Annotated in this window: 20 protein-coding genes; 10 read left to right on the top strand and 10 right to left on the bottom strand. The window is 58.4% G+C overall.

Going from position 1 to position 24,695, the window contains the following annotated elements; translation table 11 throughout:
* Positions 1-107: 107 nt before the first annotated feature.
* From garD to kdgD, 4 genes are all read right to left on the bottom strand, one after another.
* A complete protein-coding gene (gene garD, locus ICA16_RS20375; RefSeq protein WP_150617124.1) occupies positions 108-1,661 on the bottom strand; it encodes a galactarate dehydratase in 1,554 nt (517 codons plus the stop codon).
* 11 nt (positions 1,662-1,672) lie between these two features.
* Positions 1,673-3,037: an MFS transporter gene (locus ICA16_RS20370; RefSeq protein WP_047299764.1), complete on the bottom strand. Its 1,365-nt coding sequence runs from the start codon at positions 3,035-3,037 to the stop codon at positions 1,673-1,675.
* A 197-nt stretch (positions 3,038-3,234) separates the two neighbouring features.
* Positions 3,235-4,680, bottom strand: coding sequence for an aldehyde dehydrogenase family protein (locus ICA16_RS20365; protein WP_150604428.1), 1,446 nt, complete (start codon positions 4,678-4,680; stop codon positions 3,235-3,237).
* Positions 4,681-4,740: 60 nt separating this feature from the next.
* Positions 4,741-5,652 carry a 5-dehydro-4-deoxyglucarate dehydratase gene (kdgD, locus tag ICA16_RS20360; RefSeq protein WP_042557640.1) on the bottom strand — a complete coding sequence of 304 codons (912 nt, stop codon included), beginning with the start codon at positions 5,650-5,652 and terminating at the stop codon, positions 4,741-4,743.
* A gap of 362 nt (positions 5,653-6,014) precedes the next feature.
* Here kdgD and ICA16_RS20355 point away from each other — a divergent pair, with 362 nt between their 5' ends.
* Positions 6,015-6,389, top strand: a complete 375-nt coding sequence (locus ICA16_RS20355; RefSeq protein ID WP_210701368.1) for a hypothetical protein — start codon at positions 6,015-6,017, stop codon at positions 6,387-6,389.
* 4 nt (positions 6,390-6,393) lie between these two features.
* Here the strand turns inward: ICA16_RS20355 and ICA16_RS20350 are convergent, their stop codons facing one another.
* The 4 genes from ICA16_RS20350 to ICA16_RS20335 all read right to left on the bottom strand — a co-directional run bounded on the left by ICA16_RS20350 (position 6,394) and on the right by ICA16_RS20335 (position 10,968).
* Positions 6,394-7,143 (bottom strand): FadR/GntR family transcriptional regulator, encoded by a 750-nt coding sequence (locus ICA16_RS20350; protein WP_150617120.1) that lies wholly within the window; start codon positions 7,141-7,143, stop codon positions 6,394-6,396.
* Positions 7,144-7,328: 185 nt separating this feature from the next.
* Positions 7,329-9,056 carry an ABC transporter ATP-binding protein/permease gene (locus ICA16_RS20345; protein ID WP_210701367.1) on the bottom strand — a complete coding sequence of 576 codons (1,728 nt, stop codon included), beginning with the start codon at positions 9,054-9,056 and terminating at the stop codon, positions 7,329-7,331.
* Positions 9,057-9,152: 96 nt separating this feature from the next.
* The gene (locus ICA16_RS20340; protein WP_042557635.1) at positions 9,153-9,713 is read right to left on the bottom strand and encodes a response regulator transcription factor; all 561 of its coding nucleotides are present in this window, start codon (positions 9,711-9,713) and stop codon (positions 9,153-9,155) included.
* Positions 9,706-10,968, bottom strand: coding sequence for an ATP-binding protein (locus ICA16_RS20335; protein WP_150604434.1), 1,263 nt, complete (start codon positions 10,966-10,968; stop codon positions 9,706-9,708). The genes ICA16_RS20340 and ICA16_RS20335 overlap by 8 nt, the downstream gene beginning before the upstream one ends.
* Positions 10,969-11,279: 311 nt before the next feature.
* On the opposite strand from ICA16_RS20335, the gene ICA16_RS20330 reads away from it, so the two are divergent.
* The 9 genes from ICA16_RS20330 to ICA16_RS20290 all read left to right on the top strand — a co-directional run bounded on the left by ICA16_RS20330 (position 11,280) and on the right by ICA16_RS20290 (position 23,506).
* Complete coding sequence (locus ICA16_RS20330) at positions 11,280-11,996, top strand: SIMPL domain-containing protein (protein WP_150604435.1); 717 nt, start codon at positions 11,280-11,282, stop codon at positions 11,994-11,996.
* 783 nt (positions 11,997-12,779) lie between these two features.
* A complete protein-coding gene (locus ICA16_RS20325; protein ID WP_150617117.1) occupies positions 12,780-14,405 on the top strand; it encodes an ABC transporter substrate-binding protein in 1,626 nt (541 codons plus the stop codon).
* 300 nt (positions 14,406-14,705) lie between these two features.
* Positions 14,706-16,304: an ABC transporter substrate-binding protein gene (locus tag ICA16_RS20320; RefSeq protein WP_150604437.1), complete on the top strand. Its 1,599-nt coding sequence runs from the start codon at positions 14,706-14,708 to the stop codon at positions 16,302-16,304.
* Between the two features lie 175 nt (positions 16,305-16,479).
* Positions 16,480-17,856, top strand: coding sequence for an OprD family porin (locus ICA16_RS20315; protein WP_150617116.1), 1,377 nt, complete (start codon positions 16,480-16,482; stop codon positions 17,854-17,856).
* 77 nt (positions 17,857-17,933) lie between these two features.
* Positions 17,934-19,529, top strand: coding sequence for an ABC transporter substrate-binding protein (locus tag ICA16_RS20310; RefSeq protein ID WP_210701366.1), 1,596 nt, complete (start codon positions 17,934-17,936; stop codon positions 19,527-19,529).
* A 73-nt stretch (positions 19,530-19,602) separates the two neighbouring features.
* Complete coding sequence (locus ICA16_RS20305; RefSeq protein ID WP_042557626.1) at positions 19,603-20,613, top strand: ABC transporter permease subunit; 1,011 nt, start codon at positions 19,603-19,605, stop codon at positions 20,611-20,613.
* Positions 20,614-20,617: 4 nt separating this feature from the next.
* Positions 20,618-21,547: an ABC transporter permease subunit gene (locus ICA16_RS20300; RefSeq protein ID WP_390896398.1), complete on the top strand. Its 930-nt coding sequence runs from the start codon at positions 20,618-20,620 to the stop codon at positions 21,545-21,547.
* A 10-nt stretch (positions 21,548-21,557) separates the two neighbouring features.
* Complete coding sequence (locus ICA16_RS20295; protein ID WP_042557624.1) at positions 21,558-22,526, top strand: ABC transporter ATP-binding protein; 969 nt, start codon at positions 21,558-21,560, stop codon at positions 22,524-22,526.
* Positions 22,526-23,506, top strand: coding sequence for a peptide ABC transporter ATP-binding protein (locus tag ICA16_RS20290; RefSeq protein WP_042557623.1), 981 nt, complete (start codon positions 22,526-22,528; stop codon positions 23,504-23,506). Before ICA16_RS20295 ends, ICA16_RS20290 begins: the two co-directional genes overlap by 1 nt.
* A 211-nt stretch (positions 23,507-23,717) precedes the next feature.
* Here the strand turns inward: ICA16_RS20290 and ICA16_RS20285 are convergent, their stop codons facing one another.
* Both ICA16_RS20285 and ICA16_RS20280 read right to left on the bottom strand, forming a co-directional pair.
* Positions 23,718-23,978 carry a hypothetical protein gene (locus ICA16_RS20285; protein WP_210701365.1) on the bottom strand — a complete coding sequence of 87 codons (261 nt, stop codon included), beginning with the start codon at positions 23,976-23,978 and terminating at the stop codon, positions 23,718-23,720.
* A 250-nt stretch (positions 23,979-24,228) separates the two neighbouring features.
* On the bottom strand, positions 24,229-24,636 hold the full coding sequence (locus ICA16_RS20280; protein ID WP_210701364.1) for a hypothetical protein: 408 nt from the start codon (positions 24,634-24,636) through the stop codon (positions 24,229-24,231).
* Between the last annotated feature and the right edge of the window lie 59 nt (positions 24,637-24,695).

Here is a 24,695-nt window from a genome sequence, read left to right as displayed (position 1 = left end):
CCCAATTGAAGATCAAAAGATCGCAGCCTGCGGCAGCTCCTACAGGGAAAAATGCATTCCAAGGTAGGAGCTGCCGCAGGCTGCGATCTTTTCAAGGCAGCTCGGTCTCAGGTAATCGGCGCCGGATTGAACAAAGTAATGTCGTTATGCAGCTTGTGCTTCTCCGCCCACGTCTGCTGTTTGCCGCTGGCAACATCCAGATAGTAGTGGAACAACTCCCAGCCCAGCTCTTCGATGGTCGCGCGCCCGGTGGCAATCCGCCCGGCATCGATATCGATCAAATCAGGCCAGCGCTGCGCCAGCTCAGTACGTGTCGACACCTTCACCACCGGCGCCATCGCCAGCCCGTAAGGCGTGCCGCGCCCGGTGGTGAACACATGCAGGTTCATCCCCGCCGCCAGTTGCAACGTGCCGCAGACAAAATCACTGGCCGGGGTCGCGCAGAAGATCAAACCCTTCTGTTTAAAACGCTCACCCGGACCAAGCACGCCATTGATCGCGCTGCTGCCGGATTTGACGATCGAACCCAGCGACTTCTCGACGATGTTCGACAACCCGCCCTTCTTGTTGCCCGGCGTGGTGTTGGCACTGCGATCCGCTTCACCCTTGGCCAGATAGCGGTCGTACCAATCCATTTCGCGCACCAGTTCCTCGGCGACGGTTTTGGTTTGCGCCCGAGAGGTCAGCAGATAAATCGCGTCGCGCACTTCGGTGACTTCGGAAAACATCACCGTCGCCCCCGCCCGCAGCAGCAAGTCCGAGGCATAACCCAGCGCCGGATTAGCGGTGATCCCGGAAAACGCATCACTGCCGCCGCACTGCATACCCAGGATCAACTCGGAGGCCGGCACGGTTTCGCGGCGGCGCTGGTCGAGTTTCTTCAGTCGAACCTCAGCCAACGCCATGATCTGCTCGATCATCTCGGTGAAACCGTGACTGGAATCCTGCAAGCGATACAGCCATGGATCGCTGAGATCGACCGAAGCGTCGTCCTCGTGCATCACCTGCCCGGCCTGCAACTTCTCGCAGCCCAGACTGATCACCAGCGCCTCGCCGCCCAGATTCGGGTTGCGCGCCAGATTGCGCACGGTGCGGATCGGAATGTAGGCGTCGGTGGCAGTGATCGCCACGCCGCAGCCGTAACTGTGGGTCAGCGCCACCACGTCATCGACGTGCGGATACTTCGGCAGCAACTCATCCTTGATGCGTTTAACCGCGTGATCGAGCACGCCGGTGACGCACTGCACGGTGGTGGTGATCCCGAGAATGTTGCGCGTGCCGACAGTGCCGTCGGCGTTGCGATAACCCTCGAAGGTGAAACCCTCCAGCGGCGCCTGCGCCTCTGGCACCTCGGTGGACAACGGCAAGCTGTCCAGCGGCGGCGCGGTCGGCATGCGCAGTTGATCTTCCTTGACCCAACTGCCACGGGGAATCGGCTGCAACGCGTAGCCAATGATCTGGCCATAGCGAATCACCTGCCCGCCCTCGGGAATATCGACGAGGTTGACTTTGTGGCTCTGCGGGACGAAATCCACCGTCACCAGGCCATCGGCGAATTCGGTTCCGGCCGGAACACCTTGGTCATTGACCACTACCACCACGTTGTCCCGCTCGTGCAGGCGGATGTAGCGCGGCGAGTCGGAATGTTCAATCAACTGCATGACGCCGCTCCTCAGGAATGCGCTTGAGACAATTTACCGCTGGCTTCAACACCGCCAGTGGTTGGCGGCTCTTTGAGCACCACACGTTTGATCGGGCCGACGATCACCAGATAGCTGAACACCGCAACCAGTGCGTTGGCACCGACGAACACCAGCGCCCATTTGAACGAGCCGGTGGAACTGATGATGTAGCCAATCACGATCGGCGTGGTGATCGAAGCGATGTTGCCGAAGGTGTTGAACAGACCACCGCTCAGACCGGCGATTTGTTTAGGGGAGGTGTCGGAAACCACTGCCCAACCCAGTGCGCCAACGCCTTTACCGAAGAATGCCAGAGCCATGAAGCCCACGACCATCCATTCAACATCTACATAGTTGCAGGCGACGATGCTGCTGGAAACCAGCAGGCCAGCAATGATCGGTGCCTTGCGGGCAAAGGTCAGCGAATGGCCCTTGCGCAGCAGGTAATCGGAAATCACCCCGCCCAGCACGCCACCGATAAACCCGCAGATCGCCGGCAACGAAGCGATGAAACCCGCCTTGAGGATGGTCATGCCGCGTTCCTGCACCAGGTAAACAGGGAACCAGGTCAGGAAGAAGTACGTGATGCCGTTGATGCAGTACTGACCCAGATACACGCCGAGCATCATGCGGTTGGTCAGCAACTGGCGGATGTAGTCCCATTTCGGGCCGTCGGATTTTTTGCCGCGCTGGTCCATGTCGACCATGCCGCCATTGTCAGCGATGTGCTTGAACTCGGCATCGTTGATGCTCGGGTGTTCGCGCGGGCTGTGGATAACCTTCAGCCAGATCAGCGAGAAGACGATACCGAGGATACCCATGACGATGAACACGTGTTCCCAGCCGAAGCTGTAGACGATCCAGCCCATCAGCGGTGCGAACAACACGGTGGCGAAGTATTGCGCCGAGTTGAAGATCGCCGAAGCAGTGCCGCGTTCAGCGGTCGGGAACCAGGCCGCGACGATGCGTGCGTTGCCGGGGAAGGACGGCGCTTCGGCCAGGCCCACCAGGAAGCGAAGCATGAACAGCGCAACAATCGCCGTGGACATGCCGAACTCACCGACAAAGCCTTGCAGCACGGTGAACAGCGACCAGGTGAAAATGCTCAGGGCATAGACTTTTTTCGAGCCGAAGCGATCAAGCAGCCAGCCACCGGGAATTTGCCCGGCCACGTAGGCCCAACCGAATGCGGAGAAGATATAACCGAGGGTAACCGCGTCGATGCCGAGGTCTTTTTGCAGGCTGGAACCGGCGATCGCAATGGTCGCGCGGTCGGCGTAGTTGATCGTGGTCACCAGAAACAGCATGAGCAGGATCAAATAGCGGACGTGAGTCGGCTTTTGAGTCGGTTGCATGTAGATGTACTCCCACTGATTATTTTTATGCGCGGGTGAATCTGTTGTATTCGCTTGCTCCCTGTAGGAGCTGCCGAAGGCTGCGATCTTTTGATTTTCGGCGCCATCCATGACGCCAGAAAATCAGGATCAAAAGATCGCAGCCTTCGGCAGCTCCTACAGGGGTGCGGTGTCGGGGTCGACACCGCGTGCTCCATTCAGGAACCGATGTAGCTGGTCTTCACGACCGTGTAGAACTCTTGCGCATAGCGGCCTTGCTCACGTGAGCCATAGGATGAACCCTTACGGCCACCGAACGGAACGTGGTAATCCACGCCGGCGGTCGGCAGGTTGACCATCACCATCCCGGCCTGGGAATGACGTTTGAAGTGGTTGGCGTACTTCAGCGACGTGGTGGCGATGCCGGCCGACAGACCGAATTCGGTGTCGTTGGCCATGGCCAGCGCAGCGTCGTAATCGGCAACGCGAACGATGTTGGCCACCGGGCCGAAAATCTCTTCGCGGCTGATGCGCATCGATGCTTCGCTGTCGGCAAACAGCGTTGGCGCGAGGTAGTAACCTTCGGTGTCGCAGGTCACCAGACCGCCGCCGCTGACCAGACGCGCACCTTCGGACTGGCCGATGTCGATGTATTTCATGTCCTGCTCAAGCTGCGCCTGCGAAACCACCGGACCGATATCGGTGCCGGATTTCAGCGCGTGGCCGACCTTGATCGACTTCATGCGTTCGGCCATGGCTTCGACGAACTTGTCGTGAATCCCGGCGGTGACGATCAAGCGGCTCGACGCCGTGCAACGCTGGCCGGTGGAGTAGAACGCGCTCTGCACCGACAACTCGACCGCTTGCTTGAGGTCGGCGTCGTCGAGAATGATCTGCGGGTTCTTGCCGCCCATTTCCAGCTGAACCTTGGCCTGACGCGACACGCAGTTGACCGCGATCTGCCGACCCACGCCGACGGAACCGGTGAAGCTGATGCCATCGACTTTCGGGCTCTGCACCAGTGCATCGCCAACTACACGGCCGCTGCCCATCACCAGGTTGAACACGCCGGCCGGGAAGCCTGCGCGGGAGATGATTTCGGCCAACGCCCAAGCGCAGCCCGGTACCAGATCGGCAGGTTTCAAAACCACGCAGTTACCGTAGGCCAGGGCCGGAGCGATCTTCCACGATGGAATGGCGATCGGGAAATTCCACGGGGTGATCAGACCGACCACACCCAGCGCTTCGCGGGTCACTTCGACATTGACGCCCGGACGCACCGACGGCACGTAGTCGCCGGACAAACGCAGGCATTCACCGGCGAAGAACTTGAAGATGTTGCCGGCGCGGGTCACTTCGCCGATGGCTTCGGGCAGGGTCTTGCCCTCTTCCCGGGCCAGCAGAGTACCGAGTTCTTCGCGACGAGCGAGGATTTCCGAGCCAACCTTATCCAGCGAATCGTGACGGGCCTGAATGCCCGAAGTCGACCATGCCGGGAACGCTGCGCGCGCAGCGTCGATGGCGGCGTGGACTTGCGCCAGATCGGCCTTGGCGTAGTCGCCGATGGTGTCGCTCAGCTCGGACGGGTTGATGTTGGCCGAGTAATCGGAACCGGCGACCCATTCACCGTTGATGTAGTTGTCGTAGCGTTTTGAATCAGTCACTGAAATCGCTCCTCACGCAAAAGGCCGCTGATTGCTCAGCGGCCTTGGTTTTATCGGGTGTTATTGCGCACCTTGCTTGTCGATCAGCGCAGCGAGCATTTCGTACTCTTCGCCAGTCAGATCGGTCAGCGGCGCCCGCACCGGGCCCGCGTCATAGCCGGCGATTTTTGCCCCGGCCTTGACGATGCTCACGGCATAACCGGCCTTGCGGTTACGGATGTCGAGGTATGGCAGGAAGAAGTCGTCGATGATCTTGCCAACAGTGGCGTGATCTTCGCGGGCAATGGCGTGGTAGAAATCCATCGCGGTTTTCGGAATGAAGTTGAACACTGCCGAGGAGTAAACCGGCACGCCCAGCGCCTTATAGGCGGCGGCATAGACTTCGGCGGTCGGCAAACCACCCAGGTAGCTGAAGCGATCACCGAGGCGGCGACGGATCGACACCATCAACTCGATATCACCCAGACCGTCCTTGTAACCGATCAGGTTCGGGCAGCGCTCGGCCAGACGTTCCAGCAGTGGTGCGGTCAGGCGGCAGACGTTGCGGTTATAAACCACCACGCCGATCTTCACCGATTTACACACGGCTTCAACGTGAGCGGCGACACCGTCCTGGCTGGCTTCGGTCAGGTAATGCGGCAGCAGCAACAGACCTTTTGCGCCCAGACGCTCGGCTTCCTGTGCGTATTCGATGGCCTGACGAGTCGAACCGCCCACGCCGGCCAGAATCGGCACGCTGGTTTCGCAGGTATCGACGGCAGTCTTGATGATTTCCGAGTATTCACTGGCGGCCAGCGAGAAGAATTCACCGGTGCCACCGGCGGCGAACAGGGCCGAAGCACCGTACGGGGCCAGCCATTCCAGACGTTTGATATAGCCCGCGCGGTTGAAATCGCCCTGCGCGTTGAAATCGGTCACCGGGAAAGACAGCAGGCCGGCAGAGAGGATGGACTTCAGTTCTTGTGGATTCATTATTCGAACACCCTGGTAGCAACGTTTTTTGTGATTGGATCGTTCAGCTATTCGCCGAAGTTGTAGGTCATCGTACAACTTAAAAAATAACCGTCAACTGCATTTCATCGTTGAGAGTGCTTTTTTGTCCGACAAGATTGTTATCAATAGCTGCAATGCCCCTGTAGGAGCTGCCGCAGGCTGCGATCTTTTGATCTTCTTTCAGAAAATCAAAGTCAAAAGATCGCAGCCTGCGGCAGCTCCTACAGGTGGCATCGCAATAAATGGAAATAGACGGTTTAAAACGAGACAGGCGGGATTCTCGTACCGTGCAAACCCGCCGTGAATGGATCACGGCACACCTCGCATGGAGAGCGCCCCCGATGGATTTTGCCCCACCCGAACTTCCGCAATTTCTGCCTCATACACCTGAAACAGCAACCGTGAACCTGTCGGCGTTGAGCGACGAACTGATCATTCAAGTGCCCGATTCCAGCGATTTTGCGGCGAACTGGAGCGTCTACGCGATTCTGGGCGATGACCCCGAGGAGCCCGAATGGGCGAGCGAAGAAGTCAACACTGGCACTTGGGATGACGCCGAGGACGAGATGGAAAAACTGACGGGCATCGAACTGCACATTCCGAAAGAGGTACTACTGTCGTACCTGCATTCGGAAATCGAACTGCGCTACAAATTTCAGGACGAGTCCAGCTTGGAGCCCTATTCAGAGCCGTTGCTGCTACGGATCGAAGCGTGAGCGACTAACCCCGCTGCGCCTGCGCCTCTTCATGGGCCTGGCGCAGCCTTTCGCGGCTGTTGGTCAGGTGCAGACGCATCGCGGCACGCGCTGCATCGGAATCCTGACGGGCGATTGCTTCGTAGATTTCTTCGTGCTCACGGCTCAGGCGACTCATGTAGTGTTGCTGATCATCATGGGCCAGGCGCGCCGAATTCAGTCGCGTGCGCGGAATGATGCTGGTACCCAGGTGAGTCATGATGTCGGTGAAATAGCGGTTGCCGGTGGACAGGGCGATTTCCAGGTGGAACGCAAAGTCAGAGGCGACGGCATCACTGGCGTGGGCAACACTGTCATTCAGCGCATCGAGGGCGGCACGCATGGTTGCCAGTTGCTCGGGGCTGCGACGTTGCGCGGCAAGGCCGGCGGATTCCACTTCGAGGCTGATGCGTAATTCGAGAATCGCCAGCACGTCACGCAGGGTGACGACGGTGGCCGGGTCGATCCGAAAGCCGCTCGGGCTTGGCGTATCGAGTACGAAAGTGCCGATGCCGTGGCGGGTTTCTACTTGGCCGGCGGCCTGCAAACGGGAAATCGCCTCGCGCACCACGGTGCGGCTGACGCCATGGGCTTCCATGATCGCCGACTCGGTAGGCAACTTGTCGCCACGCTTGAGCAGGCCGTCACGGATCTGCTCGCTGAGCACCGTCACCAATTCCTGAGCCAGGCTGCGGCGCTTGCGGGGGAGGCGCGGGGTTTCGATCAGGTTTTCCATGGTCTACGTCTTGTCTCGAAAGTTCGGCTTGTGGGCATCATAGCTCAAGCGGGTTGTACGATCACCGGCCGGATCACATCGGCCCTGTAGGAGCTGCCGCAGGCTGCGATCTTTTGATCTTGTTTCAGAAAATCAAAGTCAAAAGATCGCAGCCTGCGGCAGCTCCTACAGGAGATTTGTGTGGGTCAGGCGGTCACGGTTTGTTCAACCAGGTGGCCGTTGTCGATTCGCACATGCCGTGGGTGGAACCGCTTCAGGCTGCTACGGTGACCAACACTGACAATGCTCAACTCGGGCAACTGGTCGATCAGCGCCTGATAAAGCGTGGCTTCGTCTTCTTCATCCATCGCCGAGGTGGCTTCGTCCATGTACAGCCAGTGCGGTGCATAAAGCAGTGCGCGGGCGAAGGCCAGGCGTTGCTGTTCACCGGGCGAGAGCATCCGCTGCCAGTGATTGGCCTCATCCAGACGCGCGACCAGATGCGGCAAGCGGCAGGTTTCCAGCACTTGCGCGTATCGTTCGGGTGAATAGGTGTCGCCCGCCTGTGGATAACTCAAGGCCTCGCGCAGGGTGCCGATCGGCAGATAAGGTTTCTGCGGCAGAAACAGATAACGCGCCGCCGGCAGCCGAATGCTGCCGTGCCCCGCGGGCCACAAATGCCCCATCGCCCGCAGCAACGTCGACTTGCCGCTGCCGGAGCGGCCGCTGAGCATCACCCGATCACCCGGTTCAACGGTCATGTCGGCGCTGGTCAGCAAGTGGCGGCCGTCGGCCAGATCCAGCCCCAGGTTGTGGACTTTCAATTCACTGCCCTGATTCTGCACATCAATGGCCGGCGCACGTTGTTCATTGTCGGTCATGGCTTGACGGAAACTCAGCAGACGATCACAAGTGGCGCGCCAGGAAGCGAGGCTCTGGTACGCACTGATGAACCAGCTGAAACTCTCCTGAACGTTGCCGAATGCCGAGCTGATCTGCATCAACTCACCGAGTTCGATCTTGCCAGCGAGATAACGCGGCGAGGCCACGATGAACGGGAAGATGATGGCCGCCTGGCTGTAACCGGCGGTGAAGAACGTCAGGCGCTTGGACACTTTCATGATGTCCCAGAAGTTGTGCCAGACATTCCCGAAGCGAGCGCTCAACCGACGATTTTCGTTCGGTTCGCCGTTGTACAACGCGATGCTTTCAGCGTTCTCGCGAATCCGCACCATGGAAAAACGCAGGTCGGCTTCAAAGCGTTGTTGTTGGTTGTTCAGGCCGATCAAACGACGACCGATCAAATGCGTCAGCCAGCTACCGACCACGGCGTAAACCAGCACGCACCAGAACATGTAGCCGGGAATGGTGATGCCAAAGACTTCGATGCTGCCCGACACGCCCCACAGAATGATCGAGAACGACACCAGGCTGACGATATTGCGCAGCAACCCGATACCCAGTTCAAGGGTGTTGGAGGTGAAGTTGTTGAGGTCTTCGGAAATTCGCTGGTCCGGGTTATCGGTATAACCGCCCTGCTCCAGCTCGTAGTAGTTCTTGTCGGCGAGCCAACGCGAGAAATGCTTTTCAGTGAGCCAGGCCCGCCAGCGTATCGTCAGCATCTGAGTCAGATAAAGCCGATACACCGCCCCGACAATCGCCACCGCCGCTATCGCACAGAAGTACAGAATCAGCTGCCAGAACGCCGCCTCGTCCTTCTTCTGCAGCGCGTTGTAAAAGTCCTTGTACCAGGTGTTGAACCACACCGAGATGCCCACACTGAGCAGCGAGAGCGCTATCACCGCAATCAGCAGCGTCCAGGCCTGGATCTTCTCTTCACTGCGCCAGTAAGGCGTGATGATCGCCCATACTTTGCGAAAAAACTGCCCGCGCACAGCATCGTTGACCGCGGAGTATTCAGCGTTCTGATTCATGGATAAGGCTCGATATAGATAAGAACAGACACGCGCCGATCATAGATGATCGGCGCGTTTTATCGCGAGGGCTGGCGATGGTCGTTCAGCGCAGGTTCAGCGACGAACCGGGCGCTTCTGCAGTTTGCGCTGCAGGGTGCGGCGGTGCATGCCCAAGGCGCGGGCAGTGGCGGAGATGTTGCCTTCGTGCTCGGTGAGCACGCGCTGGATGTGTTCCCACTGCAGGCGGTCGACCGACATCGGGTTTTCCGGCACCAGGCTGTCGAGGTCGGCGTGCTCGGAGAGCAGCGCGGCCAGGACATCGTCGGCATCGGCCGGTTTGCACAGGTAGTTGCAGGCGCCGCGCTTGATCGCTTCGACAGCGGTGGCAATGCTCGAATAACCGGTAAGGATCACCACGCGCATTTCCGGGTCCAGTTCCAGCAGCTTGGGCAGCAGCACCAGACCAGAATCGCCGTCCATTTTCAGGTCGAGCGCGGCGTAGTCCGGGATATCGGCCTGCGCGATGGTAATGCCTTCTTCGGCTGAACCTGCGGTGCTGACGCGAAAACCGCGGCGGGCCATGGCACGGGCCATCACCCGGGTGAAGGTCGCGTCATCGTCGACCAGCAGCAAATGCGGCAGTTCTTCGCCTTCGACTTGGATTTCGTCACTCATGTTGGTCTCCTCGGGCGCCGTGGGGCAGGCGCAGCTCGGTGAGCGTGCCGCCTTCCTCATGACTATAGAGTTTCACTGAGCCGCCGGCGCGTGTCACGCTGGCCTTGCTCAAAAACAGGCCCAGGCCGAAACCTTTGCCCTTCGTGGTAAAAAATGGTTTGCCGATCTGCTCGGCGATGGCCAGTGGCACACCGGCGCCGTGATCGCGAATGCTGATGGTCAGGTCTTCCGTGTCCCAGTCCAGCGTCACTTTGAGGTTTTCCGGGCAGGCATCGGCGGCGTTGTTGAGCAGGTTCAACAGGGCCTGGGTCAGATCCGGCGGCGGCGCCATGCGCGGCACCGTGCCCTGACCGAGACGGTGGAAGCGATAACTGGCTTCCGGACGCATCAGGTGCCAGCGGTTCAGCGCTTCGTCGAGCCAGACGGTGACATCCTGCATTTCCACCGCCAAACGACGATTGGCCTCGGCGGCGCGCACCAGTTGCTGCAAGGTTTCCTTGCACAACTTGACCTGATCCTGCAGCACTTTCAGATCGTCCTGCAGCAGCGGATCGGGATGATCCTGCTGCATCTCCTTGAGCAACACGCTCATGGTCGCCAGCGGCGTGCCCAGTTCATGGGCGGCGCCGGCGGCTTGCGTGGCGACGGCGAGCAGTTGCTGATCGCGCAGGCCTTCTTCACGGCGAATTGCACGCAGCTCTTCCTGGCGACGCAACTCTTCAGCCATGCGCGCAGCGAAGAAAGTGATCACCGCCGCAGCGAGGGCAAAGCTCAGCCACATGCCGTAGATCTGCAGGTTTTCGCGGGCAACCGGCAGGGTTTCCAGCGGATAGAACCGCGTCAGCATCACGGTGTACAAGGCCAGCGCGATGCCGGACAGAATCACCGAATAGCGCCATGGCAGCGTGACCGCAGCGATAGTCAGCGGTACCAGATAATAGGAAACGAACGGGTTGGTCGAACCGCCGGAGAAATACAGCAGCGCGCTGTGGATAACCAGGTCACAGGCCAGTTGCAAGGCGTATTCCAGCTCGGTCACCGGCCAGGAGGTACGCAGGCGCACGGCGGTGAACACGCAAAGCAGTATCGAGCAGCCAAGGGTCATCGCCAGTTGCACCCACGGCAACGGCAACAGCTCCAGCCAATAGGCCAGGCCTACGGAACCGGCCTGCGCGGCGAGCACCAGCGTGCGGATGAAAGTCAGCCGCCAGAGGTTCTGGCGAGTGGCGGAAGTCAGTTGTACGGGGGCGAGCATGAGCTCTCCTGATGAGCGCTCCAGGCGGATCGCACGGAGTATAACCAAGCCGCGGCCTCCAGAGGCGAAAGTGCGGCAAACGACCACATGGCAGAAAAGTGGTTGGAGGCTATAAGGACTCCATCGCCAGCAGGCTGGCTCCCACATTTTGAAATGCATTCCCCTGTGGGAGCCAGCCTGCTGGCGATTGGCTGCGCAGCAGCCACCAGTCATCTGTATCGAAGTTGTAACTGGGCGAACCGGATCATTAAAGCTAGAGTCTGATGGTTTCACGCAGGCCCACGAACCTGCGCCCTCATCAAGGAGCTTTCATGCATACATTTCGCCGCAGCGCCGCCCTCCTCGCCCTGACCGTCGGCAGCGTCGCCAGCCTTCCAGCACTGGCCGCCGATGAGCTGCACTACAACCAGATTTCCCTGCGCGCCGAAGTCAGCCAGGAAGTCGCCCGCGACCTGATGATCGTGACCCTCTACACCGAAGAACAAAACACCGATCCGGCCAAACTCGCCGCCGACGTCAGCACTACCATGAACAAGGCATTGGCCCAGGCCAAGCAAGTCAAAGACATCACCCTGCGCCAGGGCAGCCGCAACAGCTACCCGATCTACGACACCAAGGGCCAGAAAATCACCGGCTGGCGTGAACGCGCCGAACTGCGTCTGGAAAGCGCCGACTTCGCCGCCCTGTCCAAACTCACCGGCGAACTGCTCGGCGATCTGAAAATGGGCGGCATGGACTTCGCCATCGCCAACCCGACCCGCAAATCCAGCGAAGACGCGCTGCTCAAAGAAGCCGTCACCGCCTTCAAGGCCCGCGCCCAATTGGCCACCGACGCACTCGGCGGCAAGGGCTACAAAATCGTCAACCTGAACCTCAACGCTAACGGTTATCCACAACCGTACATGCGCGCGCCGATGATGATGAAAGCGGCCGGCATGGATTCGGCACCGGTGACTCCTGAAGTTGAAGCGGGTACCAGCCAGGTCAGCATGACCGCGGATGGCTCGATTGAAGTGCTGATGCAGTGATGTGGTGTGAGTTGAATGACAAACCGGCGATCAGTGAATGATCGCCGGTTTTTTTGTGCCTGGATTTTGTGCTGAATGATTTGCCGCCATCGCTGGCAAGCCAGCTCCCACAGGAAGCAAAAGCCAGATCAAAAGATCGCAGCCTTCGGCAGCTCCTACAGAGGAGGCAAGTACAACCCGCACGCGGCGAAGTCCGCCCCACTCAACACAATGAGCGTTAGCTCGAGTGCAGCTCTTGATCTCAAGAGCCCGTCGGAAGGCGATGCGCCCGGAATAATCGCGGAGCGAAGGAACCCGAGCCACGGCGAGGGCCGTACGTCAGGGCGAAACCCTAAGCAGCCACACCCGCAGCAACGGATCCACCCCCCACCCCAAAATACCCCCAAAACAAAAAGGCGCTACCAAAAGAACCCCCCCCAGTTGCACCAAGTAAAACCCCAACAAAAAAGCCCAACCCCAGCCCCCACAAGCCCCCCACACAAACCTCAGAAAAATCCTACAAAACCAACGGTATAAATAAGTAACACCCAGCCCCAAGCCAGCGCACAAAACGTGACCGACGCACCATATTGGGGCTTCATTTGCACCGTAAAAACCATCCGCAAACGGTCAAATGCGTCAAAAGTTATACGGATGCGACATTAAGGTACGTTCGTGCCACCGTTTGAGGCCGTCGACCGCTCTGGATCTTGCATTGGGTATGGCGCCTGCATAAGTATCCGCAGGCACGACTCACGAGGTCGTACCTCAAATCAAAAAATGACAACAAATCATGAGGCCAACATGCTTAAACACGCGGTCATTCCGTTTTTAGTCGGCGCAGGCTTGTTAGCCTCCGCACCTTTCGCATCCGCTGCGACTAACCTGGTGTTCTGCTCCGAAGGGAGCCCGGCCGGTTTTGATCCAGGCCAGTACACCACCGGAACAGACTTCGACGCCTCTGCCGAAACCATGTTCAACCGCCTGACCCAGTTCGAGCGCGGCGGCACCGCCGTGATTCCTGGTCTGGCGACCAAGTGGGACATTTCCGATGACGGCCTGACTTACACCTTCCACCTGCGTGAAGGCGTCAAGTTCCACACCACTCCGTACTTCAAGCCGACCCGTGAGTTCAACGCCGACGACGTGCTGTTCACCTTTAATCGCATGATTAACAAGGATGACCCGTTCCGTAAGGCGTACCCGACCGAATTCCCGTACTTCACCGACATGGGGATGGACACCAACATCACCAAGATCGATAAAGTCGACGACCACACCGTCAAGTTCACCCTTAAAGAAGTTGATGCCGCGTTCATCCAGAACATGGCCATGAGCTTCGCCTCGGTGCAGTCCGCCGAGTACGCAGCCCAACTGCTTAAAGATGGCAAGCCTGCCGACATCAACCAGAAACCGGTCGGCACCGGCCCGTTCGTGTTCAAGAGCTACCAGAAAGACTCCAACATCCGCTTCACCGGGAACAAGGACTACTGGAAGCCTGATGATGTGAAGATCGACAACCTGATCTTCGCCATCACCACCGACCCGTCGGTACGTATTCAGAAGCTGAAAAAGAACGAGTGCCAGGTCACCCTGTTCCCACGTCCGGCTGACCTGAAAGCGCTGAAAGAAGACAAGTCGCTGAAGATGCCTGACCAGGCCGGTTTCAACCTGGGCTACATCGCTTACAACGTGATGGACAAGGTCAAAGGCAGCGACGAGAAAAACCCGCTGGCCGACCTGCGCGTTCGTCAGGCCATGGACATGGCCGTCAACAAGCCGCAGATCATCGATTCGGTTTATCAGGGTGCGGGCCAACTGGCCGTCAACGCCATGCCGCCGACCCAGTGGTCTTACGACACCACCATCAAGGACGCCAAGTACGATCCTGAGAAAGCCAAGCAGCTGCTCAAGGAAGCCGGCGTCAAGGAAGGTACCGAAATCGTCCTGTGGGCGATGCCGGTTCAGCGTCCGTACAACCCGAACGCCAAACTGATGGCTGAAATGCTCCAGTCCGACTGGGCCAAGATCGGCTTGAAAGTGAAGATCACCAGCTACGAATGGGGCGAGTACATCAAGCGTTCCAAAGGTGGCGAGAACCAGGCCATGATCATTGGCTGGAGCGGTGACAATGGTGATCCGGACAACTGGCTGAACGTGTTGTTTGGTTGCGACTCGCTCAGCGGCAACAACTTCTCCAAGTGGTGCGACAAGAAATTCGATGGCCTCGTCAAAGAAGCCAAGCGCACGACAGACCAGGGCAAGCGCACCGAACTGTACAAACAGGCGCAACACGTCCTCAAAGATGCAGTCCCAATGACACCTATCGCTCACTCGACGGTGTATCAACCCATGCGCGCCAACGTGCAGGACTTCAAGATCAGCCCGTTCGGCTTGAACTCCTTCTACGGCGTCAGCGTCAGCAAGTAAAAAAGCAGCGGCGACGTTTTCAGCGTCGCCGCTGCTTTTTCTGCCGATTAGTTAGGAATTTGCCTACAGCTGTTTCCTCCCTGCTTTACCAGGGAGATACAGGTCGTGTTGCCTTTTCCTACGAGTCTTTAGGACTCAACGCATTTACTGCCAGACCCACGGCTCCTACCGTCGGGTTCTGACCAGTGACTGCGTGGGCTAACGGTTTTGCTGTTCGTACTGGTTTGAGCTTGATGTAGCCACAACCTCCCTGGACGGGATCGCGGCGCATCAAAACACCACTAAACAAGAGGGAGCGTCATGCGCCATACCTTGGTTTTTTCCGCATTGCTGGGCGCCGGCCTGTTGGCCGCCACGTCTGCAAGCCACGCCGCCAGCAACAGTCTGGTGTTCTGCTCCGAAGGCAGTCCGGCGGGTTTTGATACCGCGCAATACACGACGGCCACCGATAACGATGCCGCCGAGCCGCTGTACAACCGCTTGGTGGAGTTTGAAAAAGGCGCGACCAATGTCGTACCGGGCCTGGCCACCCAGTGGGATATTTCCGAGGACGGCCTCAAGTACACCTTTCACCTACGTGAGGGTGTGAAATTTCATACAACGCCTTACTTCAAGCCAACACGCGATTTCAACGCCGACGACGTGCTGTTTACTTTTAATCGCATGCTGGATGCGCAACAGCCATTCCGTAAGGTTTATCCGACCGAGTTCCCGTATTTCAACGGGATGAGCCTGAACAAGAACATTGCCAAGGTCGAGAAGACCGGGCCGCTGACCGTGGAGTTCACGCTCAACAGCGTCGACGCCGCGTTCATCCAGAACATTGCCATGAGTTTTGCTGCCATCCTGTCCGCCGAATACGCCGACAAGCTGATGGCCGAAGGCAAACCGAGCGACATCAACCAGAAGCCGATCGGTACCGGGCCGTTCGTGTTCAAGAGCTATCAAAAAGACTCGAACATTCGTTACACCGGCAACCCACACTACTGGGACCCGAGCCGAGTAAAACTGAAAAACCTGATCTTCGCGATCAACACCGACGCTTCGGTGCGCGTGCAAAAACTCAAGGCCGGCGAATGCCAGATCACTCTGCATCCGCGTCCTGCCGATGTTGAAGCACTGAAGGCCGACCCGAAGCTGCAACTGATCTCCAAGCCCGGTTTCAACCTCGGCTACATCGCTTATAACGTGCGCCACAAACCGTTCGACCAGCTCGAAGTGCGTCAGGCGCTGGACATGGCGGTGAATAAACAAGGGATTCTCAACGCTGTTTATCAAGGCGCCGGCCAACTGGCCGTCAACGCCATGCCACCGACGCAGTGGTCCTACGACGACAGCATCAAAGACGCCGCCTACAACCCGGAAAAAGCCAAAGAGCTGCTCAAGGCTGCCGGCGTGAAAGAAGGCACCGAGATCACCCTGTGGGCGATGCCGGTACAGCGACCGTACAACCCCAACGCCAAGCTGATGGCCGAAATGCTTCAGGCCGACTGGGCCAAGATCGGTCTGAAAGTGAAAATCGTCAGCTATGAATGGGGCGAGTACATCAAGCGCACCAAGAACGGTGAGCATGACATCAGCCTGATCGGCTGGACCGGTGACAACGGTGACCCGGACAACTGGCTCGGCACGCTGTACAGCTGCGATGCCATCGGCGGCAACAACTACTCCATGTGGTGCGATCCGGCTTACGACAAGCTGATCAAAGAGGCCAAGGTCGTCACCGATCGCGACCAGCGCACCGCGCTCTATAAACAGGCTCAGCAGTTGCTTAAACAGCAAGTGCCGATCACGCCTGTCGCCCACTCGACGGTCAACCAGCCGTTAAGCACTCGGGTTGAAGGGTTCAAGGTGAGCCCTTTCGGCCGCAACGTGTTCTCGGGTGTCAGTATCGATTAACCCAACCGATTAGCCGCAACGCTGAGGGGGACTGTCTACCCCCTCACGCAAGCGCTTTGCCTAAATTCGCCAATATGGCTTTTTGCAAACGTTTGCGATGTGTGAATGAGTTCTAAACCAATAACCGGCCAACCCAAAAAAGCCGGCATAAAAAGAAAGTAAAGGAGCTTCACCCATGAAACTGAGCAGCACCGCGATACTGGCCCTGGCCATAAGCAGCATCACCGCCGGAGCCCATGCTGAAAGCGTCAGCCAGGCATTCGTTCCAACGCAACTGGCCAGCACCAGCGCCCAATCCGAAGCCAAAGGCTTCATCGATGGCCAAAGCCTGTCGGGTTCGACCCGTAACTGGTACGCCAACGAAGACAAGCAGCGCGGCGGCACCTTCAATTACGAGCGCCACGGCGAAACCCTGACCGGTTCGCGCCGGATCAACTGGGTTCAGGGCACCATCCTGAACTACACCTCGGGCTTCACCCAAGGCACCGTGGGTATCAGCACCGAAGTGGCGGCTTACAACGCCATCGCACTGGATCGCAGCCGCGAGGACATCAAGGGCGGTTCCAACCGTACCCTCGCCCACTCCAACGGCGACGCAGTCGATCAGTGGAGCAAACTCGGCCTGGCCAACGTCAAGGCGCGTATCTCCAACACCACCCTGACCGCCGGCCGCATGAACTTCAGCAGCCCGATCGTCGATGTCATCGGCAACCGTCCGCTGCCTTCGAGCTTCGAAGGTGTAGCGATCCACAGTGAAGAATTCGACAACCTGTCGTTCGACCTCGCCACGTTCGACCGCGTGTCGCCACGTACCGAGCAGAGCCTGTCGAAGTTCCGTACCGAATACAGCAACACAGGTGTTGAAACCGACCACGTCAACACTGCCGGCGTGAACTATCAGCCGCTCAAGAGCCTGAAAACCAGCCTCTACGCAACCCAGGCTGAAGACTTCTGGAACCAGTACTACTTCGGCGCCACTCACGAACTGGGCGACAGCTCGGTACTGAGCCTGACCACCGGCCTGAACTACTACAAGACCGTCGACGAAGGCAAAAGGTTGATGGGCCAGATCGACAACGACACCTACTCGCTGTCGTTCGGTCTGACTCACCAGGCGCACAGCCTGACCTTCTCGTATCAGGAAGTGAACGGTAACGAGTACTTCGACTACCTGCACGAAACCAACGGCATCTACCTGGCCAACTCCCTGCTGTCGGACTTCAACGGACCGAACGAGAAGTCCTTCCAGATTGCCTACGGCATCAACATGGCCGAGTACGGTATTCCTGGCCTGAAGTTCAACGCCTATAGCGCTCGCGGCTGGGGCATCGACGGTACTCACTACGTCGGTACCGCTTACGACGTGAACAAAATGGACGGCGAACACCATTACGAATACGGCATCGGCTCCTCGTACGCCGTGCAAAGCGGCCCGCTCAAGGCCACCACTATTCGCGCGACCTACACCACCCACCGCGCCAGTGAAAACCAGTCCGACGGCAGCATCAACGAATTCCGTCTCGTGACCACAGTTCCATTCAACATCCTGTAAAAACGCCAACCGACGGCTGACTCATGATGAGTCGGCCGTGCGGTTTTTTGTCTTCAACCGATTGCAGAGGGTTATCGATGAAAATGCTTCCCCTACGTGCGGCCGTCGCTGCCGCGTTGTTGAGCGCCGCCATCGGCGTCTCGGCCAAACCCTTGGTGGTCTGCACCGAAGCCAGTCCGGAAGGCTTCGACATGGTCCAGTACACAACTGCAGTCACTGCCGATGCGGTGGCCGAAACGATCTTCAACCGTCTGGTCGACTTCAAGCCTGGCACCACCGAAGTGGTCCCTGCGCTGGCCGACTCCTGGGAAATCAGCGATGACGGTCTGACGTACACGTTCCACCTGCGCAAAGGCGTCAAGTTTCACACCACCGAATACTTCAAGCCGACCCGCGACATGAATGCCGACGATGTGCTTTGGAGCTTCCAGCGTCAGCTGGACCCGAATCACCCGTGGCACAAACTGTCGAGCGTGGGCTTCCCGTACTTTGAAAGCATGGGCTTCAAGGAACTGCTCAAGAACGTGGAAAAGGTTGACGACAACACCGTCAAGTTCACCCTGACCCGCCGCGAAGCACCGTTCCTGGCCGACGTGGCCATGCCGTTCACCGCGATCTACTCCGCCGAGTACGCCGATCAGTTGCTTAAGACCAACAAGACCGGCGATCTCAACAACAAGCCTGTCGGCACCGGCCCGTTCGTCTTCCAGCGCTACGCCAAGGATGCGCAGGTGCGCTTCAAGGCCAACGCCGAGTACTTCCGTGGCAAGCCACCAGCCGACGCGTTGATTCTGGCAATCGCCACCGACAACAACGTGCGCCTGCAAAAGCTCAAGGCCAACGAGTGCCAGATCGCGCTGTATCCGAAACCGGATGACATCCCGAGCATCAAGAAAGACAGCAATCTGAAGGTTGATGAGCTGAACGCGATGACCGTTTCCTACATCGCCATGAACACCCAGCACAAATACATGAGCGACGTGCGCGTGCGTAAGGCGATCGACATCGCCTTCGACAAAGCCGCTTACGTCAATGCGCTGTTCGGCAAGGGCAACGCGACCGTCGCGGTCAACCCGTACCCGGATACCCTGCTCGGCTACAACACCGAGCTGAAGAACCCGCCACGTGACCTCGACAAGGCTCGCGCCCTGCTCAAGGAAGCCGGGGTTCCGGAAGGCACCGTGTTTACCCTGTTTACCCGCAACGGCGGCGGTCCGACCAACCCGAACCCTATGCTCGGCGCACAGATGATGCAGGCTGACCTGGCGAAAGTCGGGATCAAGATCGACATCCGCGTCATGGAATGGGGCGAAATGCTTAAACGCGCCAAGGCCGGCGAGCACGACATGGTCTCGGCCGGATGGGCGGGTGACAACGGCGACCCGGATAACTTCCTGACGCCTATGCTCAGTTGCGAAGCCGCCAAGAACGGCGAAAACTACGCGCGCTGGTGCAACGAGAAATTCCAGGCGCTGATCGACGAAGCACGGGCTAAAGTAGATCCGGCCGAACGCGCCAAGCTGTATGAACAAGCCCAGGTGATCTTTAACCAGGATCAACCATGGATCAGCATGGCCCACACCCGTATGTTTACTGCAATGCGCAACAACGTAGAGGGCTATCACATCAGCCCCCTGACAACTAATAACTTCGCCACCACCCAGGTGAAGTAGATAAGAAACTCCCGGCCTCCCTGATCCCAGGGAAGCCGGGCACGCCTAACCGGCTGATGAGGTACCACACAAGATGTTTAGTTTTATTGCCCGCCGACTGGGGTTGTTGATCCCCACGTTTTTCGGCATCACCCTGCTGACTTTCGCGTTGATTCGCATGATTCCTGGCGACCCCGTGGAAGTGATGATGGGCGAACGTCGGGTCGACCCCGAAATGCACGCTCAGGCAATGGAACGCCTAGGTCTGAACAAACCGTTGTATGCCCAGTATCTGGACTACATCGGCAAACTGGCCCAAGGCGATCTCGGCGAATCCCTGCGTACTCGTGAGAGCGTATGGACCGAGTTCACCTCTCTTTTCCCGGCGACCCTGGAACTGTCCATGGCCGCCCTGCTGTTCGCCGGCATTCTGGGCCTTCTGGCCGGGGTGATCGCGGCACTCAAGCGAGGATCATTATTCGACCATGGGGTGATGGGCATCTCCCTCGCGGGTTATTCGATGCCGATCTTCTGGTGGGGCCTGATCCTGATCATGTTCTTCTCGGTGAGCCTGGGCTGGACGCCGGTATCCGGGCGGATCGACCTGCTCTACGACATCGAGCCACGCACCGGTTTCATGCTGATCGATACGCTGCTGGCCGATGACATGGGCGCGTTCCTCGATGCCCTGCATCACCTGATCCTGCCGGCCATCGTGCTCGGCACCATCCCGCTGGCCGTTATCGCGCGGATGACCCGCTCGTCGATGCTCGAAGTCCTGCGCGAAGACTACATCCGTACCGCCAAGGCCAAAGGCCTGTCGCCATCGCGCGTAGTGTTCGTTCACGGTCTGCGTAACGCGCTGATTCCGGTGCTGACGGTTGTGGGTCTGCAAGTCGGTACTTTGCTGGCCGGTGCTGTCCTGACCGAAACCATTTTCTCCTGGCCCGGCATTGGCAAATGGCTGATTGAAGCCATCGGCGCCCGGGACTATCCGGTCGTGCAAAACGGCATCCTGTTAATCGCCTGCCTGGTGATTCTGGTCAACTTCGTAGTGGATATCCTCTACGGCTTTGCCAACCCACGCATCCGTCATCAGCGCTGAGATCATGACCATGACCACTCCAGCTTCAACTCAAAATCAAGCGGTAGCAGTCGATCAAAGCCTGCTGTATCCGTCCCCGTACAAAGAATTCTGGCAAGCGTTTTCCAAGAACAAAGGTGCCGTTGCCGGCCTGATGTTCATGTTGCTGGTGATTTTCTGCGCGCTGTTCGCCCCTTGGGTGGCGCCGCATAACCCGAGCGAGCAATACCGCGACTTCCTGCTGACGCCACCGGCGTGGCTTGAAGGCGGGCAGATGCAATTTTTGCTCGGCACCGATGAACTGGGCCGTGACCTGCTGTCGCGTCTGATCCAGGGTTCGCGCCTGTCGCTGCTGATCGGCTTGTCGTCGGTCGTGATGTCGCTGATCCCGGGGATTCTGCTCGGTCTGTTCGCCGGTTTCTTCCCGAAGATGATTGGCCCGACCATCATGCGTCTGATGGACATCATGCTGGCCCTGCCGTCCTTGCTGCTGGCTGTGGCGATTGTCGCCATCCTCGGCCCTGGCCTGATCAACACCGTGATCGCCATTGCTGTGGTGTCCCTGCCGTCGTATGTGCGTCTGACCCGCGCTGCGGTGATGGGCGAACTGAACCGCGACTACGTGACCGCCGCGCGCCTGGCCGGTGCCGGTCTGCCACGCCTGATGTTCATCACCGTGCTGCCGAACTGCATGGCACCGCTGATCGTTCAGGCAACCTTGAGTTTCTCTTCGGCGATTCTCGATGCCGCTGCCCTGGGCTTCCTCGGTCTTGGCGTACAACCGCCAACCCCTGAGTGGGGCACCATGCTGGCCTCGGCCCGCGACTACATCGAACGCGCCTGGTGGGTGGTGAGCCTGCCTGGTTTGACCATTTTGCTCAGCGTGCTGGCAATCAACCTGATGGGCGACGGTCTGCGCGATGCGCTGGACCCGAAACTCAAGAATGCCGCCTGAGGAGATTCAAATGTCACTGTTGGAAATCAAGAATCTCAACGTTCGTTTCGGCGACAAGAATGCTGTGCCGGTGGTCGATGGCCTCGACATCAGCGTCGACAAGGGCGAAGTGCTGGCGATCGTGGGCGAGTCCGGTTCGGGCAAATCCGTGACCATGATGGCGCTGATGGGCCTGATCGAACACCCGGGGATCGTCACCGCCGATGCGCTGAATTTCGACGGCAAGAACATGCTCAAGCTGAGCAACCGTCAGCGTCGGCAGATCGTCGGTAAAGACCTGGCGATGGTCTTTCAGGATCCGATGACCGCGCTCAACCCGAGCTACACCGTCGGTTTCCAGATCGAAGAAGTGCTGCGCCTGCACCTGAAAATGTCCAGCAAGCAAGCACGCAAACGCGCCATCGAACTGCTGGAAAAAGTTGAAATCCCGGGCGCGGCCAGCCGTATGGACGCCTACCCGCATCAACTGTCCGGCGGTATGAGCCAGCGCGTTGCAATCGCCATGGCAATTGCCGGCGAGCCGAAACTGCTGATCGCCGATGAGCCGACCACTGCACTCGACGTGACGATTCAGGCACAGATCATGGATCTGCTGCTGGCGTTGCAGAAAGAGCAGAACATGGGCCTGGTGCTGATCACTCACGACCTCGCGGTCGTCGCTGAAACCGCCCAACGGGTGTGCGTGATGTACGCCGGCCAGGCTGTTGAAGTCGGTCAGGTACCGCAACTGTTCGACATCCCGGCGCACCCGTACAGCGAAGCGCTGCTCAAGGCGATTCCGGAACACAGCCAGGGTGCCGATCGTCTGGCGACACTGCCGGGCATCGTTCCCGGCCGTTACGACCGTCCGCAGGGTTGCCTGTTGTCGCCGCGCTGCCCGTACGTGCAGGAAAGCTGCCGCGCGCAGCGTCCGACCCTTGATCCGAAAAGCCACAGCCTCGCCCGCTGCTTCTACCCGCTGAACCAGGAGGTGGCGTAATGGCCGTCGTACTTACCGCCCGCGACCTGACCCGTCACTACGAAGTGTCCCGTGGCCTGTTCAAGGGCCACGCGACCGTGCGCGCGCTCAACGGCGTGTCATTTGAACTGGAAGCCGGCAAGACTCTCGCGGTTGTAGGCGAGTCGGGTTGCGGCAAATCCACTTTGGCGCGTGCCCTGACCCTGATTGAGGAGCCGTCGTCTGGCTCGCTGAAAATCGCCGGGCAAGAAGTAGCCGGCGCCGACAAGGCCCAGCGCAAGCAACTGCGCAAAGACGTGCAGATGGTGTTCCAGAGCCCGTACGCCTCGTTGAACCCACGGCAGAAAGTCGGTGATCAACTGGCCGAACCGCTGTTGATCAACACCAACCTGTCCGCCGCCGAGCGTCGCGAGAAAGTCCAGGCGATGATGAAGCAGGTCGGCTTGCGTCCTGAGCACTACCAGCGTTATCCGCACATGTTCTCCGGCGGTCAGCGTCAGCGTATTGCACTGGCTCGGGCGATGATGCTGCAACCGAAAGTGCTGGTGGCGGACGAACCGACCTCGGCGCTCGACGTGTCGATTCAGGCGCAGGTGCTGAACCTGTTCATGGATCTGCAGCAGGAGTTCAACACCGCTTACGTGTTCATCTCGCACAACCTCGCGGTGGTGCAACACGTGGCCGATGACGTGATGGTGATGTACCTCGGTCGCCCGGTGGAAATGGGCCCGAAGAACGACATCTACGAACGCCCTCTTCACCCGTACACCCAGGCGCTGCTGTCGGCGACCCCGACCATCCACCCGGACCCGAACAAGCCGAAAATCAAGATCGTCGGCGAACTGCCCAACCCGCTGAACCCGCCACCGGGCTGCGCTTTCCACAAGCGCTGCCCGTACGCGACCGAGCGTTGCAGCACTGAAGAGCCGGCATTGCGCTTGCTCGACAATCGGCAGGTGGCTTGCCACTACGCCGAGCAGTTCCTTGATGGTGCGGCGTAAGCATTTCCCGAGTCTGATGCAAAAACTGTAGGAGTGAGCCTGCTCGCGATGGCGTTGTCCCAGTCAACATCTTCATTGACTGAACGACCGCTATCGCGAGCAGGCTCACTCCTACAGGGATCGCATTTCACATAGAGTGAGTGTTAACCAGACCCCTTCTACATCGACTGTGCATCAGTGGAGGCAGACGGGGTTTTTCTTTGCCTGCAATCTACGTCTGGCTATCGCCTTCGTCCGGATCGTCAGAGTCCGGCTCGTCTGTCATCGAATCATCGTCATCAGCGGTTCGACCCTGCCCCTGATCGCCCGGCTCGGATTCAGACTTGGCGAGCATCAGCCCGCTATGCCCCACCTGCCCGTTGAAGGCCTGGGAATAATGATCCTCGCACTCGGCCCAGGCCGTTGCGGTGCCGAGAGACAGCAGGACCATCACTTTCAACAGCAACAAAACGCGTAGCAATCTGTTTCTCATGATCGATTCCATCCTGTGCAGGTGCGACACAAATGCTGATCAAGTTAAAAAAGTTCCGATCAGCAGTGTTCATCTGATAGGACGTCTCAGAATGAGGGAAAATGCCTTGAGAATGCAGATCCATTGGCGATAACGTCTATATCGAATTTCACTACCGAAGAAGATTGCCACGCTGTCAACAAATAAACCCCACTGCTTTCGTAGGGGGGTCTATTCGCAACTTCAAAATGACCATCTTCTTTCCAGCTGACTACTGTTCAAACCTTACGTTTATATCTGCACTTATTTCTTTCGTTTGTGTCCAGTCATCATCGTTCCTTACGATACTTTTAAAAGTAAGCTTCACACTAGTTTCTTTAAAATCAATATTACCCTTGTAGTTTCCAGATATTGAATACCAGCTATAACCTTCCTCCCAGTTGTCCAAGACAGCATTCGCAAAACGCCCATCACCAACGCCAAACTCCGCTGATACTTCCCCGGTAGGACCATCGTTTCTGTAATTGAACCCGACACCGATATCTCCGTACCTTCCAATTATCTGGAGCCCCCCATCCTCTGCCATATGACCGAGCAGCTCATTGGCAATAAACTCACTCTTATCCACGGTGAACCGAATTGTTCCAGATATTTTGGTCATTTGTTGTACTGGCAACATACCCACCTCCTTCCAAGTGTTAGAGAAAAAACTCCTCTAACACTTTTATACAATGGAAA

This window comes from Pseudomonas anatoliensis, assembly GCF_017976235.1.
Taxonomy (GTDB): Bacteria; Pseudomonadota; Gammaproteobacteria; order Pseudomonadales; family Pseudomonadaceae; genus Aquipseudomonas; species Aquipseudomonas anatoliensis.
Note: the sequence above shows the minus strand (reverse complement) of the source record. Positions and strands in the feature narration are given on the sequence as shown.